The organism is Roseibium denhamense (assembly GCF_009711415.1).
GTDB lineage: Bacteria > Pseudomonadota > Alphaproteobacteria > Rhizobiales > Stappiaceae > Roseibium > Roseibium denhamense.
This window is the reverse complement of the sequence record NZ_SMLZ01000099.1, coordinates 12787-33822: the sequence shown is the minus strand read 5'-3', so window position 1 is coordinate 33822 and position 21036 is coordinate 12787. Positions and strand designations below refer to the sequence as shown.

Annotated in this window: 19 protein-coding genes; 6 read left to right on the top strand and 13 right to left on the bottom strand. The window is 58.1% G+C overall.

Annotated elements, in window-relative coordinates:
- Positions 1-8: 8 nt before the first annotated feature.
- The 13 genes from ribB to E1180_RS06535 form a co-directional block, all read right to left on the bottom strand.
- Positions 9-1328, bottom strand: a complete 1320-nt coding sequence (gene ribB / locus E1180_RS06590; protein ID WP_155190379.1) for a 3,4-dihydroxy-2-butanone-4-phosphate synthase — start codon at positions 1326-1328, stop codon at positions 9-11.
- 71 nt (positions 1329-1399) lie between these two features.
- Complete coding sequence (locus E1180_RS06585) at positions 1400-2509, bottom strand: class I SAM-dependent methyltransferase (RefSeq protein ID WP_208996972.1); 1110 nt, start codon at positions 2507-2509, stop codon at positions 1400-1402.
- Between the two features lie 3 nt (positions 2510-2512).
- On the bottom strand, positions 2513-3745 hold the full coding sequence (locus tag E1180_RS06580; protein ID WP_155190378.1) for a class I SAM-dependent RNA methyltransferase: 1233 nt from the start codon (positions 3743-3745) through the stop codon (positions 2513-2515).
- A 50-nt stretch (positions 3746-3795) separates the two neighbouring features.
- On the bottom strand, positions 3796-4536 hold the full coding sequence (locus E1180_RS06575; protein WP_196220550.1) for a TlyA family RNA methyltransferase: 741 nt from the start codon (positions 4534-4536) through the stop codon (positions 3796-3798).
- A 51-nt stretch (positions 4537-4587) separates the two neighbouring features.
- Positions 4588-4722, bottom strand: a complete 135-nt coding sequence (locus E1180_RS22615) for a hypothetical protein (RefSeq protein WP_280115227.1) — start codon at positions 4720-4722, stop codon at positions 4588-4590.
- Positions 4723-4748: 26 nt separating this feature from the next.
- Complete coding sequence (locus E1180_RS06570) at positions 4749-5375, bottom strand: SCO family protein (protein ID WP_155190377.1); 627 nt, start codon at positions 5373-5375, stop codon at positions 4749-4751.
- Between the two features lie 30 nt (positions 5376-5405).
- Positions 5406-5951: a copper chaperone PCu(A)C gene (locus E1180_RS06565; RefSeq protein ID WP_155190376.1), complete on the bottom strand. Its 546-nt coding sequence runs from the start codon at positions 5949-5951 to the stop codon at positions 5406-5408.
- 38 nt (positions 5952-5989) lie between these two features.
- Positions 5990-6370 carry a hypothetical protein gene (locus E1180_RS06560; RefSeq protein ID WP_155190375.1) on the bottom strand — a complete coding sequence of 127 codons (381 nt, stop codon included), beginning with the start codon at positions 6368-6370 and terminating at the stop codon, positions 5990-5992.
- A 92-nt stretch (positions 6371-6462) separates the two neighbouring features.
- Positions 6463-7842, bottom strand: a complete 1380-nt coding sequence (locus tag E1180_RS06555; RefSeq protein ID WP_155190374.1) for an MFS transporter — start codon at positions 7840-7842, stop codon at positions 6463-6465.
- Between the two features lie 162 nt (positions 7843-8004).
- Positions 8005-9966 carry a 1-deoxy-D-xylulose-5-phosphate synthase gene (dxs, locus tag E1180_RS06550; RefSeq protein WP_155190373.1) on the bottom strand — a complete coding sequence of 654 codons (1962 nt, stop codon included), beginning with the start codon at positions 9964-9966 and terminating at the stop codon, positions 8005-8007.
- Between the two features lie 327 nt (positions 9967-10293).
- The gene (locus tag E1180_RS06545) at positions 10294-11502 is read right to left on the bottom strand and encodes a helix-turn-helix transcriptional regulator (protein WP_155190372.1); all 1209 of its coding nucleotides are present in this window, start codon (positions 11500-11502) and stop codon (positions 10294-10296) included.
- A gap of 374 nt (positions 11503-11876) precedes the next feature.
- On the bottom strand, positions 11877-12125 hold the full coding sequence (locus E1180_RS06540; protein WP_155190371.1) for an exodeoxyribonuclease VII small subunit: 249 nt from the start codon (positions 12123-12125) through the stop codon (positions 11877-11879).
- Positions 12126-12248: 123 nt separating this feature from the next.
- Positions 12249-13178: a histone deacetylase family protein gene (locus tag E1180_RS06535; protein WP_283404528.1), complete on the bottom strand. Its 930-nt coding sequence runs from the start codon at positions 13176-13178 to the stop codon at positions 12249-12251.
- Between the two features lie 410 nt (positions 13179-13588).
- Here E1180_RS06535 and E1180_RS06530 point away from each other — a divergent pair, with 410 nt between their 5' ends.
- The 6 genes from E1180_RS06530 to E1180_RS06505 all read left to right on the top strand — a co-directional run bounded on the left by E1180_RS06530 (position 13589) and on the right by E1180_RS06505 (position 21031).
- Positions 13589-14191 carry a type 2 periplasmic-binding domain-containing protein gene (locus tag E1180_RS06530; protein WP_208996971.1) on the top strand — a complete coding sequence of 201 codons (603 nt, stop codon included), beginning with the start codon at positions 13589-13591 and terminating at the stop codon, positions 14189-14191.
- 752 nt (positions 14192-14943) lie between these two features.
- Positions 14944-16725, top strand: coding sequence for an acyl-CoA dehydrogenase family protein (locus tag E1180_RS06525; protein ID WP_155190370.1), 1782 nt, complete (start codon positions 14944-14946; stop codon positions 16723-16725).
- Between the two features lie 31 nt (positions 16726-16756).
- Entirely contained in the window at positions 16757-17500 is a 744-nt protein-coding gene (locus E1180_RS06520; protein ID WP_155190369.1) for a crotonase/enoyl-CoA hydratase family protein, read from the top strand.
- A 70-nt stretch (positions 17501-17570) separates the two neighbouring features.
- Entirely contained in the window at positions 17571-18434 is an 864-nt protein-coding gene (locus E1180_RS06515; RefSeq protein ID WP_155190368.1) for an SDR family oxidoreductase, read from the top strand.
- A gap of 175 nt (positions 18435-18609) precedes the next feature.
- On the top strand, positions 18610-20139 hold the full coding sequence (locus E1180_RS06510) for an ankyrin repeat domain-containing protein (RefSeq protein ID WP_155190367.1): 1530 nt from the start codon (positions 18610-18612) through the stop codon (positions 20137-20139).
- Positions 20140-20224: 85 nt separating this feature from the next.
- On the top strand, positions 20225-21031 hold the full coding sequence (locus E1180_RS06505) for a mechanosensitive ion channel family protein (protein WP_155190366.1): 807 nt from the start codon (positions 20225-20227) through the stop codon (positions 21029-21031).
- Positions 21032-21036 lie beyond the last annotated feature (5 nt).

Here is a 21036-nt window from a genome sequence, read left to right as displayed (position 1 = left end):
TGACCGCCTCATGTATCGAGGATCTCGGTTTCATCAATTTTGATGTCGAAGCCCTCCAGCCCCACATAATGCCTTTCGCGGGATGCCAGCAGGCGGATTGAGCTCACACCAAGGTCCTTCAGGATCTGTGCGCCAAGCCCAACCTCCCGCCATTGTTCTTGTCTAGCTTGTGCGGAGCTGTGGTCCTCGGTTTCTGCAGCTTCAAATTCACTGCGGGGGCGGGTTGATTGGCGTGCTACCCCAACGGCACCTTCGCGCAGATAGACGATCACGCCCCGGCCGCGCTCGGAAAAGTGGTTCATGATCTGATCAAGCGGGCGGGCATCGCCAAAGACGTCGTCCAGCACTGATTCCAGCTGCAAACGCACCGGAACGCTGCGTCCGTCCAGGATGTCGCCGTAAACGATGGCCAGGTGATGCATCGGATCAAACGGTGTCGAATAGGTCATGGCGTAGGCCGGTCCGGCAACCGTATCAACCGGCTGCTCATTGACCCGCTCGACCATCCGCTCTGTGCGTTGCCGCCAGGCGATCAGGTCGGAGACCGAGACCATCTTCAGATCATGTTCTGCCGCGAACTCGGTCACCTGCTGGCCACGTTTGACGGTGCCATCGTCATTGACCAGTTCACTGATGACACCAACCTGTTCAAGGCCGGCAAGCCGGCACAGGTCGACAGCCGCTTCCGTGTGGCCGGAGCGCATCATGACGCCGCCTTCTTTCGCAACGAGCGGGAAGATGTGGCCCGGCCGGACGAAATCTTCTGCCCCCACATTCGGATTGGCGAGCGCTCGCACGGTCGAGCAGCGTTCTTCGGCGGAGATGCCCGTTGTCAGTCCCTGCCGGTAATCGACGGAGATCGTGAACGCGGTGGCAAGGGGCGCGTCGTTTTCGGCCACCATCGGGTCCAGGCGCAAACGGCGCGCCTGGGCAACCGTCATGGGCGCGCAGATAATGCCGGACGTGTGGCGCACCATGAACGCCATCTGTTCGGGTGTGACCTTAGAGGCGGCGACAATCAGATCGCCTTCGTTTTCGCGGTCGTCATCGTCTGTCACGACAACCATTTCGCCGCGCTCGAACGCACGGATTGCTTCTGCGACACGGGCCTGGGACACGGGATGCTCCTTGGTTGTAGACAGTCCGAGAAAGTCGTTGGGGGTCACTTCGCCATTGGTGGCGATTGCGATTTTGCGGGCCATATCCCGCGAAACCCAAACATTTGGGTCGTTGCATAGGGCTGTGACGGAGGCGGGGGACAGGTTCGCGCGGCGCGCAAAGGCGCTCCGGCTTTCCCCTTTTTGAATCAGCCAATAATCCAGTCTCATGGGGCTGATATACGCCGGGCGCATTTCAGTCACAAGACAAAGAATGAAAAAATTTCAGTATGACTGAAAGGTTATCCGGATTTTATGAATTCAGCGGCGCGCGAGACGAAAGCCGGTGCCATCCAGCGCTGCTCCATGCCAGCCTCGGCGCATAGGCCGGTCAGGTCTTCAGACAGATAAGATGTATAATACGGTTCATGGAACATCTGCGGGAAAACCGACAAGAGACCGTCATAGTCCGGCACGTCCCCGTTTTGCAGGCTGTCCACGAACAGGAATGAGCCGCCTGGCTTCAACACACGGGCGACCTCCGCAACCACCTGCCGGCGCACTTTCGGCGGCAGTTCGTGAAACAGAAATACACAGGAGATCACGTCCATGGAGTTGTCAGCGAAGGGAAGCTCCTCGGCCATGGCGGTCACATAGGTTGCGCGGCGGCTCGCGAACCTTTCCCGGGCAACTGACAAGTAGGGCTCGGACAGATCCAGACCGATCCCGGTAAGGCGCGGAAACGCTTCAAGGGCGGGGCGTAGCAAACCGCCTGTTCCGGTCGCAATGTCCAGATAGGCGACCTTGCGCTGATCTTTGCGCTTCAGGATATCCGCGAACGGCACCAGCGCCTTGCGCCTCATGGCGGCCGTTGCGCCGGAGAACAGAACGTCGACCTGAAAGTCGTAGAGACGGGCGCTGTCCTGTGAAAGCCAGCCATCGGTTTGGAAATGGAAATTCTGCCGGTAATAGCGGGGAAGCGCGGCCGCAAAGCCCTGCGGATCCTTATTGACCTCCTGGTGGGCCTGTTCGGCGCGGCGCCGGGCAACTTCCGGCACGTCCTTGAAGAAGGCCTGGCTGACGCGCAGAAGTTCGCGCGGGCTCATTGTCCCATCGTCCGGGAGCGGATAAAGACCGGCTTCGGCTGCCTTCAGGTCGTCGGCAAACAACCGCGCAATGTCTGACAACAGCCGCCGCTGGGTCGGAACCGGGCCATCCGGAATAACCTTGGGCGTTTCCGGAAGATCCTTTGAAATCCGACGGGTCATCCGTTTCATGGCTTCGGAGTGAACAGTGTAAAGCGCAACCCGGCTGCCCTGCTGAACCGCATAGCGGGTCCGTCTGGCCAGCTTGGACAGCGGTGGCCGCCGGTCTGCCGTACCTGACCTGACTTTCATCTCCGCTGCGCTCATCCGTCACTCCCGCATCAAGACACCGACCACCTCAATATGGGGCGAAAACTGGAACTGGTCCACGGGTGTGACACTTTTGAGCGTGTAGCCGCCCTCCATCAAGATCTTTACATCCCTGGCAAACGTGGCCGGATTGCACGAGACAGCGACGATTGTCTTGACCTTTGAGCGGGCCAGCTGTTCGGCCTGGGCCTGGGCACCAGCGCGCGGCGGGTCGAAGACAACGGCGTTAAACGGTTCAAGTTCGTCACGCACCAGCGGACGGCGGAAAAGGTCGCGCCTTTCGAAAGTCACTTTTTTAAGGCCCTGAGGTTTGCGCAGGGCCCTGTCGAAGGCTGCAATGGCGGCTGCATCGCCTTCCACGGCGTGGACGTTGGCCACCCGGGCCAGCCGGAGGGCGAATGTGCCGATACCTGAAAAAAGATCGGCAACCCATTTGCTTTTGCCGGCTCCCTGAACCACAAGCTGCGCCAGAGCTTCTTCCGCGGCGACCGTTGCCTGCGTGAATCCGCCGGGCGGCGGAACGATGCCGGTACCTCCCATATCGAGAAGGGGCGGGCGGATCTCCAGAAGGATCTCGCCGTTGACCGACAGCCGGGCAAGGCCGAGGTCCGCAGCCTTCTTGCAGAGCGCTGCAATCTGGCGGTCATAGGACGCGGCGGCTTTTTCAAGGGCAACATCGAGACCAGCGGTGGTCTCCAATACTGTCACACGCAGGTCGCCTTTCTTCGGCAGGACCAAAGCGGCCAATTCCTTGAGCCCTGCAAGACTGCGCTCAATCTGCGGGGTGAGAACGGCACAGCCGGCAGCATCAAAGAGGTCATGGCTCGCCCGGCCGTAATAGCCCAACACCACTGACCGGCCTTTGCGGGCCGCGCTGAACACGGCCCGGCGGCGGCCTCCGGCAGTTGCTGCGACGGTTTCAGAAACCTCGGTGGTAATCCCCGCGCTTCTAAGTGCGTTTTCCACAAGGCTTCGTTTCCAGACAAGGTACGGCTGTTCCGCCAAATGCTGCATGAAGCAGCTGCCCGAGGCAGGATCATGTGTGCAGACCGGTGCCACGCGATCCGGGGAGGGGACGATAATCTCGATAAGGTCTGCCCGGTTGCCATCCATGCGAACGCGGATGGTCTCGCCCGGCAAAGCCCCTGCGACATAGACCGGGCCCTCATCGGTAAACGCGATACCGTCGCCGCGATGGCCGAGTTCTTTAATCTCTAAATGGGTCTCATTCATGTGCGAGCGATACCGCCGAACGGGTAGCCGGGCAAGCTTGATGTAACCATTCAAACAGCCTTCTTCCCGTAAAGCAGCCACTCAGCATTGCCGTCGCCACCTTTGACCGGTGAGGGAACAAGTCCGCCAGCCGTCCAGCCCGGCTGCTGGTCAAGCCATAGCCGCAGATCCTCAGCCGTATCTGTGGCCGTTACCTCGTCAACCAGACCGCCCTTGCCGATCTTGTCTTTGCCAGCTTCGAACTGGGGTTTGACCAGGAAGACGCCCTCGGCCCCGGGCGCGGCAAGTCCAAGCGCAGGCGGCAAGGCGAGTTTCAGGGAAATGAAACTGACATCTGATACCAATAGCGCAGGCGCGTCTCCGCCAAGGTTTTCTTGCGTGAGCTCCCGGGCATTCAGGCCGTCCTGCGCAACGACCAGCGGATGATCGCGGAGGCTGTGGTGCAGCTGGTCATGTCCAACATCAATTGCGTGGATTTTTGCAGCGCTGCGCTCCAAAAGCACCTGGGTAAACCCGCCTGTCGATGCCCCGATGTCGAGGCATACCTTGCCCGATGGATCCACGTTGAAGACGGATAGTCCCCCGATGAGCTTCAGTGCTGCGCGCGATACATAGTTCGCAGCTGGATCTGAAACGGCGATCTGGGCCCCTACCGGTACCTTGTGCGCAGGTTTTTCGATCACCGTTCCGTTGACCGAAACTGTCCCGCGCAAAATGGCATCCCGCGCACGGGCGCGGGTTTCAAAGTGGCCATTTTCTGCCAGAAACTGATCGAGGCGCAATTTTGACATGCGCGCGGTTCTAGCGATTACGTGGGGATCTGGAAAGGGGGAAGTGCCGGTTCAAAAGCAGTTTGCAATCATGGAGATGAGCCGGTCGGCATAAACCCGTTCGCCAGCGTAGAGCCAAAGCAAAAGCGCAAGCGCGACAAGACCCGTCGCGCCAGCGGAAAGAGCTATGTAAAGCGGAGAGTTCATGCGCCGCTTCCGTCCTGTCAGGCCCGTCAGGTTGACGGTGCCGCGTTTTCAATCAGCCGCTTCAATTTCGCCAGCGTCGTCTCTTCCGATTCCTGATAGGCGATTGTCCCCACGAACTTGTTGTCTGCATTCATGAGATACACGGCGGCAGAATGGTCCATCGTGTAGTCGCCATCGTCAAGAGGAACTTTCTTGGCGTAGACACGGTAGGTCTTCAGCATCGCCTCAACTTGCTCCGGCGTGCCGGTCAACGGTGTGATGCGCTCATCAAACGCCCAGACATAATCACGCATGACTTCCGGGGTATCCCGTTCCGGATCCACGGTCACGAAAGCGTAGTTGAGCTTTCCGGCATCTTCTCCCAGAACTTCCATCCAGCCCTGAAGCTCGGCAAGTGTTGTCGGGCAAACGTCAGGGCAGTAGGTGAAGCCGAAAAACATCAGCGTCGGTTTACCGGCAAAGGTGTCTTGAGTAACGGCCTCGCCATTGCCGTTCACGAGCTCGAAATCGCCACCGATGGATGCAAGGGGCTCAATGAGCGCCCCGGAATTCGAGCTAGCTACGGTCTGTTGATAAACAAGGTATCCGGAGCCGGCAGCAAGGACGGCAACTGCCGCCCAAGCCACGATCCGGAAGAGTTTCAAACCTGACATGAGGTCACCTCTTCGGATGAATTTGCAGCATTAGTTATGGTCGGAATGGTTGTGTCCATCCGTACCGTGGTTCATTTTGCCGTGATCGCCGTGGCCGTGATCATGCCCATCCTTGCCGGACGCCTTTGCGCCCATCTTGGCAACAGCAAGGTCAATGGCGTAGTCGCCCGCCTTTTCAAATGTCAGGACGACCGGCACCGTTGACCCTTCTTCGAACGGTTGTTTCAGGCCCATGAACATGATGTGCAATCCGCCCGGTTCAAGAGCGACCGTCCCGCCAGCCGGGATCTCGATGCCGTTGTCCAGTTCGCGCATCCTCATGATGCCATCCGTGACGGCCATTTCATGGATTTCGACCTTTGCGGCGAAATCTGATCTTGCGCCGACAAGACGGTCAGCCTCAGTCCCGGAATTGATGATTTCAATAAATCCGCCACCGGCCTTGGCTTTCGGAGGGGTTGCCCGGGTCCACGGGTGAACGAGCGTCAAATCACCCACCTTGTAGTCGTGGGCAAACGCTGAGAACGAGCCGAGTGTAAGGGTGGCCGCAAGGGCGATAGAGGTCCAGAGTTTCATGGTCTAGCTTTCTTGATGTCTGAGTGTTTTTGCGTTTGTCAGATCAAGAAAGAAGGGGGTGCCCGGATCGGTGTCCCGGTATGACATCCGGTAAGCCGTGTTTCACGGATGATAGCGGCGGACAGGTGCGGGGCAGCTGCGGCCGTCAGCCGATCAGAAAGCGTTCCGGAAGCGCAGTGTCCGAGTGAGCAGCCATGGGCGCAGACCGGGCCGCAATTGCAGTCTGCCGGATTGTGGGAACCGGGCAGTATCTGCGACTGTCCGGAAGGAGAACACAGGGCTGTCAGGCCGCTGGCCACGGCACTGTTTGCAGAGAGCGCAGTTCCGAGGATCAAAAGAACAAGCCGCAGCGAAAACGCGATCATGGCGAGCGCCACAAGGGGGCGCCGTTCCGCGTTCAAGACCAACAGCAAGTTCAAATTCGGCTTCATACAGCGGCTATAGGCCGGTTACACCCGGCTGTCGAGGGGCGAAACGGCGCAGGTGCTCCGCTCAGGCCGCACAAAAGACGTTACCCACGGGTCTGCTCAGGAGACGCCTTGGGAGCCTCAGTGTCATCGACCGGATTGTCCGCGCCATCTCCGGCTTCATCCGTGGTCTCGAATGTGTAGATGTCGTCCTCGTATGCGGGAAATTCTTCCGGCGGAATGACATACTCTTCGTTTTCAACATCGAGCGCTTCTGTGGAGATGACGGAGCCGACTTGCGCGGTGGATGCATACTCGAAGTCTGTTTTCTCCTCGGCTGTCAGTGCTTCGCGCGTGATCACGCGGGTGAGGACGAACGCCGACATGGCAAGGCACGTGCCGATCACGAGGACATAAAGCCCGCCTGGCCCGAAGAACTCCATCAACACCGAAGCGGAAATCGGCCCGATTACCGACCCGATCCCGAAGGACAGGAGCATGCCGGACGATGTTTCAACAAAGGCTTCTGTTGGCGCGTGGTCGAAGGCATGGGCAACGGTAACCGCATAGAGCGGCTGGGTGACGGTGCCCAACAGAAATGCACTGATCAAGGCCGGTATGAATGTGGTTGGTTCGATGGTGATGATGCCAAGGGAGGCTGTAGCGGCCGCAAGGCCCAGGCCAATCATCACAAGGCGCCGGTCAACCTTGTCAGAAAGCCGTCCGATCGGCCACTGCGCGACAAGGCCGCCGGCAATGATGGCGGCTGTGTAAATGGCGGCCTGGTTTGTGGTCAGCCCGATCTGGGAGCCGTAGAGCGGTGTGAGGGTGAGAATGGAGCCCTGTGCCGCGCCAATAAAGAGGACGCCGACAAACGCTGCCGGAGAGTTCCTGTAAAGCTGGGCCGGGCGAAATCTAACCAGTGTGATTGGGGCCGGTTGTGTGGATGTGGTGAGTGAGACAGGCATGACCGCAAGGCTGACTGTCACCGAGGCGATTGCGAATGGGATAAACGAGGATATGCTCATCGTCGCAACCGACACCTGCCCAAGCATGAGCGCGGAAAACAGAACCACGATGTAAAAGGACATAACCGTGCCGCGGTTTTCATTGGTAGCCGTCTCGTTCAACCAGCTCTCGACGATCATGTAGAACCCGGCCAGGCTGAACCCTGAGATGATGCGGATGATCATCCAGGCGTAGGGGTCGATAATTACTGGATGCAGAATTGCGGCGCCCGACATCAGGGACACAAGTGCGGCAAAAGCCCTGATATGTCCGGCGCGCATGATCAGGAGAGGGGCGCCGAGGCAGCCCAGGACCATTCCCACGAAATAGGCGGATGAAATGGCACCGATCTCAAAGTCGGAGAAATAGAACCGGTCAGCAGCCAGCGGAAGCAGCGTGGTCTGCAAGCCATGCCCGAAAATCAGCAAGGCGACAGAAAGAAGCAGCGCGGACACGGAAAGGAGCGTCTGGGCCATGAGTGCCTCCGGAATACTGGCAACAAAACAAAAAGCGCCGGACCACCCCGGCGCGTCTGTGCTGGCCTCCAGCCTTCTCAGGTGTGGAAACGTCTGTCAATGCAGATTTAGCGTCCGTTCCCAACCAAATACCGGCATGGGAACGGCGTCAATGAAGCCGCCTTATGCGCTCCGGCCAGCGGTCAGGGCTTCCTGGCCAAGGGCTGCAAATACCGCCCTCAGGATGCCGTCGCAGTCTAGACCGGCCTTGGCATACATGGCATCCGGCTTATCCTGGTCCAGATACACATCCGGCAGGCCGAGTGGCCGCACTTTCAGTCCGTGGTCCAGCAGGCCCTCTTCGGCCAGCATCGTCAGCACATGGCTGCCGAAACCTCCGGCAGACCCTTCTTCCACGGTCACGAGAACCTCGTGTTCCCTGGCAAGGCGCCGGATCAGATCCTTGTCGAGCGGCTTGGCAAAACGCGCATCCGCAACCGTCGTGGACAGACCGGCCGCATCCAGCTCATCGGCCGCTTTGAGCACTTCGCTCATCCGGCCGCCGAAGCTGAGAAGGGCAACCTTTGTTCCTTCCCGCCGGATAACGCCTTTGCCGATCTCAAGCACGGTACCGCGATCCGGCATGTCGAGCCCGACGCCTTCCCCGCGCGGATACCGGAATGAAATTGGGCCTTCGTCATAGGCCACTGCCGTTGCGACCATATGCCGGAGTTCAACTTCATCTGCTGCCGCCATGACAACGAAGCCCGGAAGACAGCTCAGATAGGCTGTGTCAAACGCACCGGCGTGGGTCGGTCCATCCGCGCCAACCAGCCCGGCACGGTCAATCGGAAACCGGACCGGCAAACCCTGGATCGCAACGTCATGCACCACCTGGTCATAGGCGCGTTGCAGGAAGGTCGAGTAGATGGCCGCGAACGGCTTGTAGCCCTCGGTTGCCATGCCTGCTGCAAACGTAACCGCGTGCTGCTCGGCAATGCCGACATCATAGGTCCGCTCCGGAAACGCTTCGCCGAACAGATTGAGGCCCGTGCCATCGGGCATTGCCGCCGTGATCGCAACAACCTTGTCGTCTTCTTCTGCTTCGCGGATCAGGGACGTTGCGAAAACGTTCGTGTAACTCGGGGCATTGGCCTTGGGTTTGGACTGCTTTCCGGTAACAACATCGAACTTTGCAACACCGTGATACTTGTCCTTAGCCCCTTCCGCAGGGCCGTAGCCCTTGCCCTTTTGCGTGACCGCATGGATCAGAACCGGTCCATGATGGTTGTCGCGCACGTTTTTCAGAACCGGAAGGAGATGTTCCATATTGTGGCCGTCAATGGGGCCAACATAGTAAAACCCAAGCTCCTCGAACAGCGTTCCACCGGTCCAGAAGCCACGTGCATATTCCTCGGCGCGGGCCGCTTTTTCAAACAGCTGTTTCGGCAGGTTCTTGACGATGTTCTTGGCCGTATCGCGCAGCGACTGATAAGTCGGTCCCGACACCAGTTTGGCCAGATAGGCGGACATCGCACCGACGGGCGGGGCAATCGACATGTCATTGTCATTGAGAACGACAATAAGGCGCGAGCCGAGGTGCCCGGCATTGTTCATGGCTTCATAAGCCATGCCTGCCGACATCGCCCCATCGCCAATGACGGCGATCACGTTATTGTCGCCGCCCTTCAGATCCCGGGCGGCTGCCATTCCCAGGCCGGCGGAGATTGACGTTGATGAATGCGCAGCTCCAAACGGGTCGTATTCGCTTTCAGTCCGTTTGGTGAACCCGGAAAGTCCGTTGCTCTGCCGAAGCGTGCGGATCCGGTCCCTGCGTCCTGTCAGGATTTTATGCGGGTAGCACTGGTGCCCGACATCCCAGATGATCTTGTCGTCCGGCGTGTTGAACACGTGGTGAAGCGCAACGGTCAGTTCCACAACACCGAGCCCGGCGCCAAGATGGCCGCCGGTGATCGATACGGCATCGATCGTTTCGCTCCGCAGTTCATCTGCGAGCTGCTGCAGATCGCTTTCATCGAGTTCCCTCAGATCCGCAGGCGTGTGCACGCGGTCGAGCAAGGGTGTATTGGGCTTGGATGTCACGCTGAAGCAGGCTCCGGTGTCTATGTTTTGGCGGGCAGGCATACACCAACCGGTTTTAGGGCGCAAACGGAGGAACAGAAACTCGTAACGATTGATGTGCCGCCATATGTCGCAAACTGCAGGGGAGGCGGGCTGAAGGATCGGTCATTTTCTCAGCCGATACACTTTCAGGTGGTAAAATTTTAATCAATCACCCTTTTGGGTGATGCATTTATTGTTAATTTGGCTTAAAAACGCCTCCGTGGTCGATGGGGCCACGTGCACAGTGATCAACTTGGGGCCGTGGCGACACGGCCCCCATTTTTATGTGTTTTTATATATCTCATTGAATATTTTGAGTTATTGGATCAAACGGCTGCGCTTGCCGCCTCAATAGAGGCCCGCCAGCTGGCGCATAAGAATTGCAAGTTCAAGTTGCGTTTTGGTTCCGGTTTTTTCAAAGATCCGGCGTAGATGAGTTTTCCCGGTATTACGCGTTATTCCAAGCGTCTCGACGGTTTGTGTCATGGATGCGGAGACGGTTAGAAGCCTTGCCAGATTTGCTTCGGTCTGCGACAGCCCGAACTGGCTTTGCAAGACATTTTGAACATCTATTGGGACGTCTGCCAGCAGGTACGTTCCAACAACAAGCCAAGGGCCGTCGTCTATTGTCCCAGGCAGCTCACGGACCGGATGTATGACAATCCGGCAAAGCATCGTCTCTGCGTTCTTGATGAACATCTCGATTGTGTCGCTGCCGGCAGTTTGGTGAGACCGGCTCCCGAGCGTCTCCGCATTATCCGCAGAGCTGTCCTGAAGGGCTTTTGCAAGGTTGGCATCCAGTTCCTTGTTCCGGCTTTTCAAGGAGCCGTTCAGGATCCGTGCGGCTCTTGTTTTTTCCAGGGCCTCGGCAGCTGTTGCGGTGGCGGCAATAACGTTGAGGTCGCGGTTGACGATGACAGTTGCAGCACTTGGTGCCTCCATCAGCAATCGTTGTTTGAAGGAGACTATTTTCTCTTCACCAAGCGCATCATCAATGGCCAATCCGGCTTCGACAATCCTTTGAATGCGCGCGAAAATGCGGCCGGTCGCGGCAACGTCCCGGTCCGCTTCCTTGTCGTCCACAATGAGGCATGCGAACAAAAGCTCGAGGTCACCGGACTTGCGGATTATAGACAAGAAACCGGGTGCCTCATTCAGTTTGGCCAAAGGAACAATCGGCCGGAACGAGGAGATGAGCTTGTCTTCCCTGAATGCTTGAACCGGCAATCCGGAAGACGTTTTGGTGCCGAAGCGGGCCTGCAAGTTCGATTTGCAGTAGGGATATTTGAGAGAGGCTTCCTGCAAAAGAAACTGATGTGCGGACAGTCCGCCTTCGGTCTCGATGCTACCCAATATGGCGGCGAGTTCGCGTCCGCTTTCCTGGCCGCCATAAAGATCAGCCGGTCGTCCGTCAGGGGTGAAAGCGTTGAGGTACGTACGGCAGCCGCAGGTGTCGTCAATATTCTTCAGAAGGTCTTTCCAGCCGTTAGGTTGGATCGCAAGCTGAATTACTCGTAGAAGTAGTTCGACCTCTTCTTGATCTTGTAGAAAGTGCATTGTTGCCACTACTATAAGATGCGTAGATTTTTATGAGTATTTTAAAATTCATATCCGAACACCGCAAAATTATCAATATTGGAAAAAGGTGAAAGCTTGAGATGCTTAATCGGTTACTTTTTCGCGTTGCGGTAAATTGATCGCAAAATCTGCCGGTGTACCTTAGTGGTCTGGAAGACCGACGGCCCGCTTCCAGCTGCCGTCTGCACACAGTACATCGGCGTAGAGGCAGGCGTGCCCAGGCGCAAGGCTGACGGATAAGCGCCCGGATAGATCTGAAATCGGTGCCTGGCAGCCCCGGCCCAAAGAAATCTATTGGTTGTAATGGCTTGAAGTATGAAATGCCGCAGAGGTGCCCGTAGAGCGGGCCGGAATTACTGCGGATCGAGAGGGCCGGTGCCTTTGGCCTCGCCGGATTGGCCGAGCTGGATTTTCTCAACTTTGGCTTCCGCAGACTTTAAGAGTGTGTCGCAGTGTTTGCGCAAGGCATCTCCGCGCTCATACATCTCGATACTGCGTTCCAGCGGCACATTTCCTTGCTCCAGCTCACGAACAATTGTTTCCAACTGCTTCAGAGCATCTTCAAACGAGAGTGCGGCAAGCTCGTTGGTGGCATCAGTCATGATCAAGGGTTCCCGAAAAATGTGATTGGGCGGGAGACTCGCGGCCCGGACTGCGAAGGTCAAGAGGCAAGACACCTTTGGAGAAAAACATCCCCGGCGAATTCATTGTGCAACGAGTCAGTCTCAGCCCGTCATGAGGGTCATCATGTGGGCAGCGACCGAGCGCGCGAGGCCTTCCAGGTCATATCCGCCTTCCAATACGGAGATGAGATGGCCTTCAGCATGTTTGTCCGCCACATCCATGAGCACCCGTGTTGCCCAGGCGAAGTCGCCTTCCGTCAGATTAAGCCCGCCAAGTGGATCGCGCGCATGTGCGTCGAAGCCGGCAGAGATAATGACCAGTTGCGGGGCAAATCCGTCCAGACGCGGGAGCAGCACCGTATCAAACGCTTCCTTAAATCCGGTGCCATCTTCGCCTGGTGGCAACGGAGCATTGACGATCGTATTGGCTTCACCGGTTTCGGAAGCTGCGCCCGAGCCCGGATAAAGCGGCATCTGGTGGGTCGAGCAATACATAACAGTCGGGTCGTCCCAGAAAATGTCCTGGGTCCCATTGCCGTGGTGCACATCGAAATCAATGATCGCGACACGGTTGATGCCATGCTTGGCTTGTGCGTAACGGGCAGCGACGGCCACATTGTTGAAGAAACAAAACCCCATGGCGCGGGCTTTTTCCGCGTGATGCCCCGGTGGGCGGGATGCTGAAAAAGCATTGCTGACCTTCTTCGTGAGGACCTCATCAACGGCCCGGCAGGCGCCCCCCACGCCGCGCAACGCGGCCTCCCAGGTTCCGGGCGACATCGTCGTATCGGCATCGACCCGCGCAGTTCCCTCGTCCGGCGCCAGCCTGTGCAGACCGTCGATATATGACATCGGGTGCGCCCGGGCGATGTCTTCCAAAGCACCGATGGGGGCAAGATCCCTTTCCAATGGCTGGAACTTCTCGTGCTCCAGTATCCGGTCAATCGCCCTGATCCGGTCGGGGCGCTCTGGATGGCCGACAGGCGTCAGGTGATCGAGATAGGAGGTATGGTGGAGCAAAAGGGTCGACACGGGATGCTGTTCCGCAATTTATGGTTATTCAAAGCCCGCACATCTGACCGGGAGTTCATCAGCGTGTCAATCACAAGGGTGGGCTGAAATGTCCGCCAAGGGGCGGGTTTCAGGTGCCATTGTGTGTTCGGCCCGGTCACAGGCTGCTGGAGGCACTGGCCGGGGTCCCGCGGTCTACGCTTTTCTCACCTTGCTATGGACGCAAATGAATTTTGCGGGGCCAGGGTTCCCGATCATCGTCCCGTCTTTGCCGGTTGGGGATAATGACAGGTTTGACAGGACAAGGCGCCATGGACGCCAAACATCGATAATAATTCCGGTTTTCAGAGATATTGCGAACGCAAAGTAACGCTTGTTTTAAGTTCTACTAGTTCAATTCTCCGCAGGTTTGACCCTAGGAGAAGACAAACATGAAACTTCTAAAATCCGCCGCCTGTGCACTGTTGATGCCCATGATGATCGCACCTGCCGCTGCGGACGAAATCACGATTCTGGCCGGAAATCTGCCGCCAATGTTCCTAGAAGGCGGAGATGGGCGCGAAGCGGAGATTATTACGGCGACGCTGGAAAAGTGCGGTCATTCCGCGACCTTTGAAATTCAACCGTTTACCCGCCACTGGGAGTCTTTCAAATCCGGTAAGGGCGATGCGGTGTCGACGGTTCCAGTCGGCATGCCGGTCGATGGCACAGCCTCGGAAGTCTACATCCACTATCAAAACGGCGTTTCCTTCTTGAGCGACAGCGGTGCGGCCTATGAAGGGCTGGAAGATCTGGCGGGCAAGAAAGTGATTGGCTTCAAAGGAGCCGAAGCCATCATCCCAGGACTGGCAGATCATACAGGATCGTTTGCTGACTACCGGGAAGTGACCGATCAGATTACCCAGAGCCGGTCGCTGTTTGGTGGCCGCGTGGATGCGATTATCGGCGATGGCATGTTGTTTGCCGAATACAACCGGCAGCTTCAGGGGCAAACCGATCTGCGTTTCGACCCGAACCAGCCCGTGACGTTCTAGGCGGTATTTGACTCCAGCCCATACACCATGGCGTTCCGCAATCCCGCACATGCTGAGGATTTCAATCGCTGTTTTGCGGAGTTGGAGGCCGATGGAACGATTGCCAAAATCAATACGGCATGGGTCGACAAGTACCGTGACAACCTTGGCACTTCTTATCTCAACTATTGAGGATTTGGTGATGGCCGCCTCAGGCCATCGCCGCCCATAAAAAAGAGCCGGCACCGTGGTGCCGGCCTACTGGGAGGTGCGGGCACCGCAATGCCCGAGGGGAGGTCCGCTGCATCTCAATTCTGATTGTTAATCTACGTGATTCCCGTTGCGGAATGCGAGGTGATTACAGTAATCCCGTCTTGTTGTGGTGTTGATAAGTTTGCACGCGCTCGTGAAAAAGCCGGTGAGTTTGCAACATTTGCTTAACAAAACACCGCTGGTTCAGCTTGAAGGCATCTGCGTTGGTCTTGGGGATAACAGCCGTCTCCGACCCGGTGTCCTGTCGTCCGGGGCGGCTTAACGGCGCGCGGCAAAGACCTGCTCAAGCCGAGGCCTCTTAGGCAAAAAGGCGTAAAAGTGCCCCTCTCACATGAAAAAGCACATGGTGCCGTTGCGATACGGGTTGACGTTTACGTCACCTCGACTACTGTCCTAGACAAATAACGTTTGCCTGCCGGGCGCTGACTACCGAGCGCGCGGGTGAACCAAAAAGACAAACCGCCGCCACGGCGCGGCTGGACCGTTCTGGGAGGAAAAACATGTATCGCGCCCCTGTGGATGAGATTTCTTTCACGTTGAAGCAAGTGTGTGGGCTGCCGGATTTGCAAAATAGCGGAAGCTATGAGGATCTCGGCGATGACCTTGTGGACGCCATCTTGAATGAAGCAGGCCGCTTCGCGACGGAAGAAATCGCGCCGCTGAACAGTGTGGCCGACAAGCACGGAACGCCTTTGAACGATGGCGTTGTGACCACACCTCCCGGCTGGCGCGACCTTTACCACGCTTGGATCGAAGGTGGCTGGAACGGACTAAGTGCGAGCGCCGAAGCCGGTGGTCAGGGACTGCCTCAAATGCTCGCCTGCGCCGCAATGGAGATGTGGAACTCAGGCTCCATGGCATTTGCCATCGGGCCGACACTTACAATCGGTGCCGTTGAAGCGATTGAAAAGCATGCGACCGAGGAACTGAAGGCCATCTTCCTGGAAAAACTGGTGTCTGGGGAATGGATGGGCACCATGAACCTGACCGAGCCGCAGGCTGGCTCGGATCTGAATGCGCTGAAGGCGAAGGCGGAGCGTCAGGACGACGGGACCTACCGGATTTCCGGCCAGAAGATTTACATCACCTATGGCGAGCATGATCTTACAGACAACATCGTGCATCTCGTGCTCGCCCGCCTGCCGGATGCTCCGGCCGGAACGCGTGGTATTTCCCTGTTTCTTGTTCCAAAATTCCTGGTGAATGAGGACGGCTCCCTGGGCGCGCGCAACGATGTCCGCTGTGCCGGCGTGGAGCACAAGATGGGCATCCACGGTTCCCCGACCTGCACCATGGTGTATGGCGATGAGGGCGGCGCTGTTGGGTACCTTATCGGCGAAGAAAACCGCGGATTGGCCTGCATGTTCACCATGATGAACAATGCCCGGCTTGCGGTCGGCCTTCAGGGTCTCGGCGTGGCCGAAAGGGCGTGCCAGGATGCCCATGCTTATGCGCTTGACCGCAAGCAGGGCCGGGTGACGGGCCAAAAGGGTGAGGGCATGATTGCTATCGCGCACCATCCGGACATCAAGAGATCTTTGCTTGGGATGCGCACACGCACACAGGTTGCCCGCGCAATTTGTTACTCCTGTGCCCATGCCATCGACATGGCCAATACCGCAACGGATCCCGGCCAAAAGAAGCACTGGTCTGAGCGGGCCGGGCTTTTGACCCCGATCGCAAAGGCGCTGTCGACCGACTTTGGCGTAGAAGTGGCCTCCATCGGTGTGCAGATCCATGGCGGCATGGGTTATGTAGAGGAAACGGGCGTTGCCCAGCATCTGCGTGATGCCCGGATTGCTCCAATCTACGAGGGAACCAACGGCATTCAGTCGATTGATCTGGTCCTGCGCAAACTGCCATTGTCCGGCGGGGAGCACATTAAGGGCTTCCTGGCTGAGCTGCGGGACATCGTCCGTGAGGTTGGTCAGTCAAACCGTCCCGAGTTTGGCGATACCGCGCAGCGGCTTGCGGGTGCCCTGGATGATCTTGAGGCAGCAACGCTCTGGATGCTGGAAGCTCAGGCTGACGGGCGTGTTGACGATGCTCTTGCCGGGGCTACGCCGTACCTGCGGCTTGCCGGTCTTGCATATGGCGGCGTTCTGCTGGCCAAAGGGGCGCTCCGGTCCGGCATGGAAGACCGGGCAAGACGAACACAGCGGACCATCATGGCACGCAGTTTTGCGATGACCATCTTGTGCGACACGGCGAGCTTGAAAGAAGACATCACCGGATCCTCCGAAAGCATTCTCGCCTTCGATCCGGAAGAACTGGCCTCCTGAACAGGTTTCAGACCGAAAGGAATATCCTGACATGATTACGCAGTCCCTTCAGGACGGCGTCCGGACTTTGCGTCTGGACCGGCCGGAGAAAAAGAATGCGCTCACGGGCGAAATGTATACCGCTCTCGCCGAGGCACTGGAAACTGGCAACACGGATGACAATGTCCGGTGCCAGGTGATTTGCGGCCAGCCGGAGGCCTTTACCGCTGGCAATGACATCGGCGATTTTCTGGCCTATGCGGGCAAGGTTGAAATGGGCAAGACACCTGTGGTGAGGTTCTTGCGCGCGCTGGTCGGCAATGAAAAGCCTTTGGTCGCATCGCTGGACGGCGTTGCCGTTGGTGTCGGCGCGACGCTGCTGATGCATTGCGACATGGTTTTCGCAAGCCCGCGCACCGTTATCAAATCTCCATTCGTGGACCTTGGTCTTGTTCCCGAAGCCGGGTCCAGCCTGCTCGGTCCTCAGATCATGGGGTATGCCCGTGCGTTCGAATTGCTCGTGCTTGGAAATGCCTTTTCCGCGGAAAAAGCGCAGCAGGCAGGACTTGTGAATGAGGTTGTCGACGGCGATGTCGACGCGGCGGCATTGGCATGCGCCCGGGAGATTGCCTCCAAACCGCCGCAGGCGCTTGCCCTTTCCAGAAAGCTGCTGCGCGGCGAAACAAGCGTGCTTGCGGAGCGCGTTGAGGAAGAAGCCAAGATCTTTGCCGAGCGGCTGACCGCGCCGGAAACCGTTCAGGCGTTTCAAGCATTCATGATGAAAAAAAGGGCGTGAGCCCGGCAGACCGGCGGGTGGCTGCGGCCGCCAACGCGATGCACAAGCGCATTCAATGGAGGAGTTCCACATGTCCCTGAAGGGAAAAACACTATTCATCACCGGCGCTTCACGCGGCATTGGAAAGGCGATTGCTCTGCGCGCAGCCCGCGATGGGGCGAATGTCGCGGTCGCAGCCAAGACCGCTGAACCGCACCCGAAACTGGAAGGCACGATTTTCTCAGCCGCCGAAGAGATCGAGGCGGCCGGCGGCAAGGCATTGCCGATCGTGCTGGATGTGCGCGACGATGAAGCCGTCAAGGCAGCAATCGACAAGACCGCGGCCGAGTTCGGCGGCCTTGATATTCTGGTCAATAACGCAAGCGCGATCCAGCTCACACCGTTGCAGCAGACCGACATGAAGCGGTTTGACCTCATGCATCAGATCAACACACGCGGAACTCTGGCCTGCTCGAAGCATGCCATTGAGCATCTGAAAAAATCCGATAACCCGCATATCCTGACCCTGTCGCCCCCGCTCGACATGCAGGAAAAGTGGTTTGCGCCCTTCACGCCCTATTCCATCGCCAAATATGGAATGAGCCTTGTCGTTCTCGGCCTTGCCGGCGAACTCAAGTCGAAGGGAATTGCCGTCAATGCATTGTGGCCACGCACGACAATCGCGACAGCTGCGATCAAGAACATTATCGGTGGCGACAAGATGATGCAGCAGAGCCGGACGCCGGACATTCTTGCGGATGCGGCCTATGAGATCTTCACCACGCCGGCCAAGGAGTTCACCGGTCAGTTCGTCATCGACGACACGTTCCTGGCAAGCCGCGGCGTGACCGATTTCGATCAATACCGGGTGGACCCGAGCCTAGCGCTGGCCCCGGATTTCTTCGTCCCTGACGACAGCAAGGCCCCGTGCGATCTTGGGCCGGTAAAGAGCTGACACAAGGTGGGCGGCCTTGCCAACAGGCCGCCCGTCCGCTACCACTGCCGGTGCCGATGAGGGCGGCAACCGGATCCGCGGACAGCGAAAGCACCCTGACACCTTCCTATATGCGGTTTTTCACCTGCGCCCGATACCAGCGGATCACCCGGGCTTTTGAACCAGGAGAAAAGCCATGTCCGATGGTCAAACCCTTTCCAGTTACAAAAAATCTGCCAAACGGCTCAAGAAGGCATTCTCTGCCGGGGAGCCCGATGCCGTTGCGCGCGTCCGCTCTGTGATCGCCGAAGACCGGCCTTTGAAACATGCCGACTTTCTGCATGTCGTTGCCCGCGAAATCGGCCATGACAGTTGGCCCAAGCTCAAGTTTGCGCTGGAGCGCTCGGCCATGAGCCGGGAAGAGCGCGCCGAACGGCTCAAGATGGCGCTGTATCACGGGCAGCACTGGGTAACAGAGAAGCTTCTGGACGCTGAACCCGACCTGAAGGACGACAATCTCGGGCTACAGATCGCCCTATATGATGCTGCGTCGGTCAGGCGCGCACTGGACCAGACCCCGGCGGCCGCAACAAACACCATCGGTATTCGCACGCCTTTGCTCCATCTAGCGTTCTCAAAAGAGATCCATCGCAGTCCGCACAAGGCAGCTGACATGATCGAAATCGCCGAAAGGCTCGTCCGCAACGGCGCCGGCGTCAATGAGGGATATCCTGCGGAACCAGGCGGAGGCCACAAACTGTCGGCGCTCTATGGGGCCTTGTGCCACGCCAGCAACCATGAACTCGGCAAGTGGCTGCTGGAACAAGGGGCCGATCCGAACGACAATGAAAGCCTCTATCACAGCACCGAGCTTGGAAACACGCGCGCGCTGGAATTGCTTTTGGCGCATGGGGCACGCCCTTCGGGCACCAATGCCTTGCCGCGCGCCCTGGATTTCCGGAACACCGAGATGGTGCGGCTTCTGCTTGAAGCGGGCGCAGATCCGAATGAGGCCGTCCGCGATCATCCAAGCGGCCAGCCAATCGACACCATACCCGCATTGCATCAGGCCGCCCGCCGGTGGTGTTCGGCGGAACAGGCTGAGCTTTTGCTGAAGCACGGTGCGGATCCGTTGTGTGTGTGGAATGGACACACCCCTTACGCCACTGCCCGGATCTTCGGGAACCGGGACATTGCAGAGGTTCTTGAAAAGCATGGCGCTGCAACGCCGTTGAGCCAAGTGGAGCAGCTGCTTGCGAGCTGCGCCTCCGGTCAACCCGGCGCGAGTGGGTTGGACGTGGGGCGGCTCCATGAAGAAGACCGCCGGTTATTGACCCGGATCGTTTTTCAAGAAGGCCGTTTGGACCATCTCAAAGCACTCGTGGCTGCCGGGCTGGATCCGAACCAGGCCGATGAAATGGGCCTTCCCCCCTTGCATGCGGCAGGGTGGGCCGGTCTTCCGGAAACGGTTGCCTATCTCCTGACCCTGGGACCGGACCTCACCTGGAAGAATGCCTTTGGAGGGGATGCGCTCGACACGGTGCTGCATGGATCAGAACACCGGCTGGACCGGGAGGAACGGGATCACATTTCCTGTGCGCGGCTGTTGCTTAAGGCTGGCAGCGTCATCTATCCGGACTTCATTACGGGCTGCGGAAACGAAGAGATGGTGGCGTTTCTGGAAGAGTGGGCCGCCGACAATCCCCAAAGTCTCGTTGAGCGGTAGACATCCCTTTTGCGCCCTGCGTCTGCCCCTGTTAAGACACCGGGACGGGGTTAACGGCGCGGGGCCGTTTTGAACGGAGGGAAACATGGAAGCTGCAGCTGAACAGGTCAGCATGTACACGCCACTGCTTATCAATGCGATCAAGGCAGTGATCGTTCTCGTCATTGGCTGGCTGGTCGCCGGTTTCGTGTCCAGCATGGTCAAGAGGCGCATCGTTAGCCATCCCCGGATTGACGACACCATCGGCGGATTTGCTTCCTCGATGGTCCGCTGGCTGATCCTGTTGGTGACGCTGATCGCGGTGCTGCAGCTCTTCGGCATTCAGGCGACCAGCCTTGTTGCCGTCCTGGGTGCGGGGACCCTGGCCATTGGTCTGGCCTTGCAGGGAACGCTCAGCGATATCGCCGCAGGAGTGATGCTGGTTATCTTCCGCCCCTACAAGATCGGTCAATTTGTCGAGATTGGTGGAACTTCGGGCACCGTCAAGGATTTGAACATCTTCGTGACCGAACTGGTCACACCAGACAATGTGCAAATCATCATGCCCAACGGTCAGGCCTGGGGAGCAGTTATCACAAACTACTCCGCGCATGAAAAACGCCGTCTCGATCTGACATTCGGTATCGACTATGGGGATGATGCGGACAAGGCCATCCAGATCATCCTGGACGTGGCTGCGGCGGATGAGCGTATCGAAAAAGATCCGGAGCCGTGGGTGCGCGTAACCAATCTTGGCGACAGCTCGGTAGATCTCGGGGTGCGTGTGTGGTGTAGGGCAGAAGACTACTGGGAACTGAAATTCCACATGCTGAAGACAGTCAAGCAATCCTTCGATGCAGGCGGGATTTCAATCCCATACCCGCATTCGGTCGAGATTCAAAAAGCTGGCTGACACTG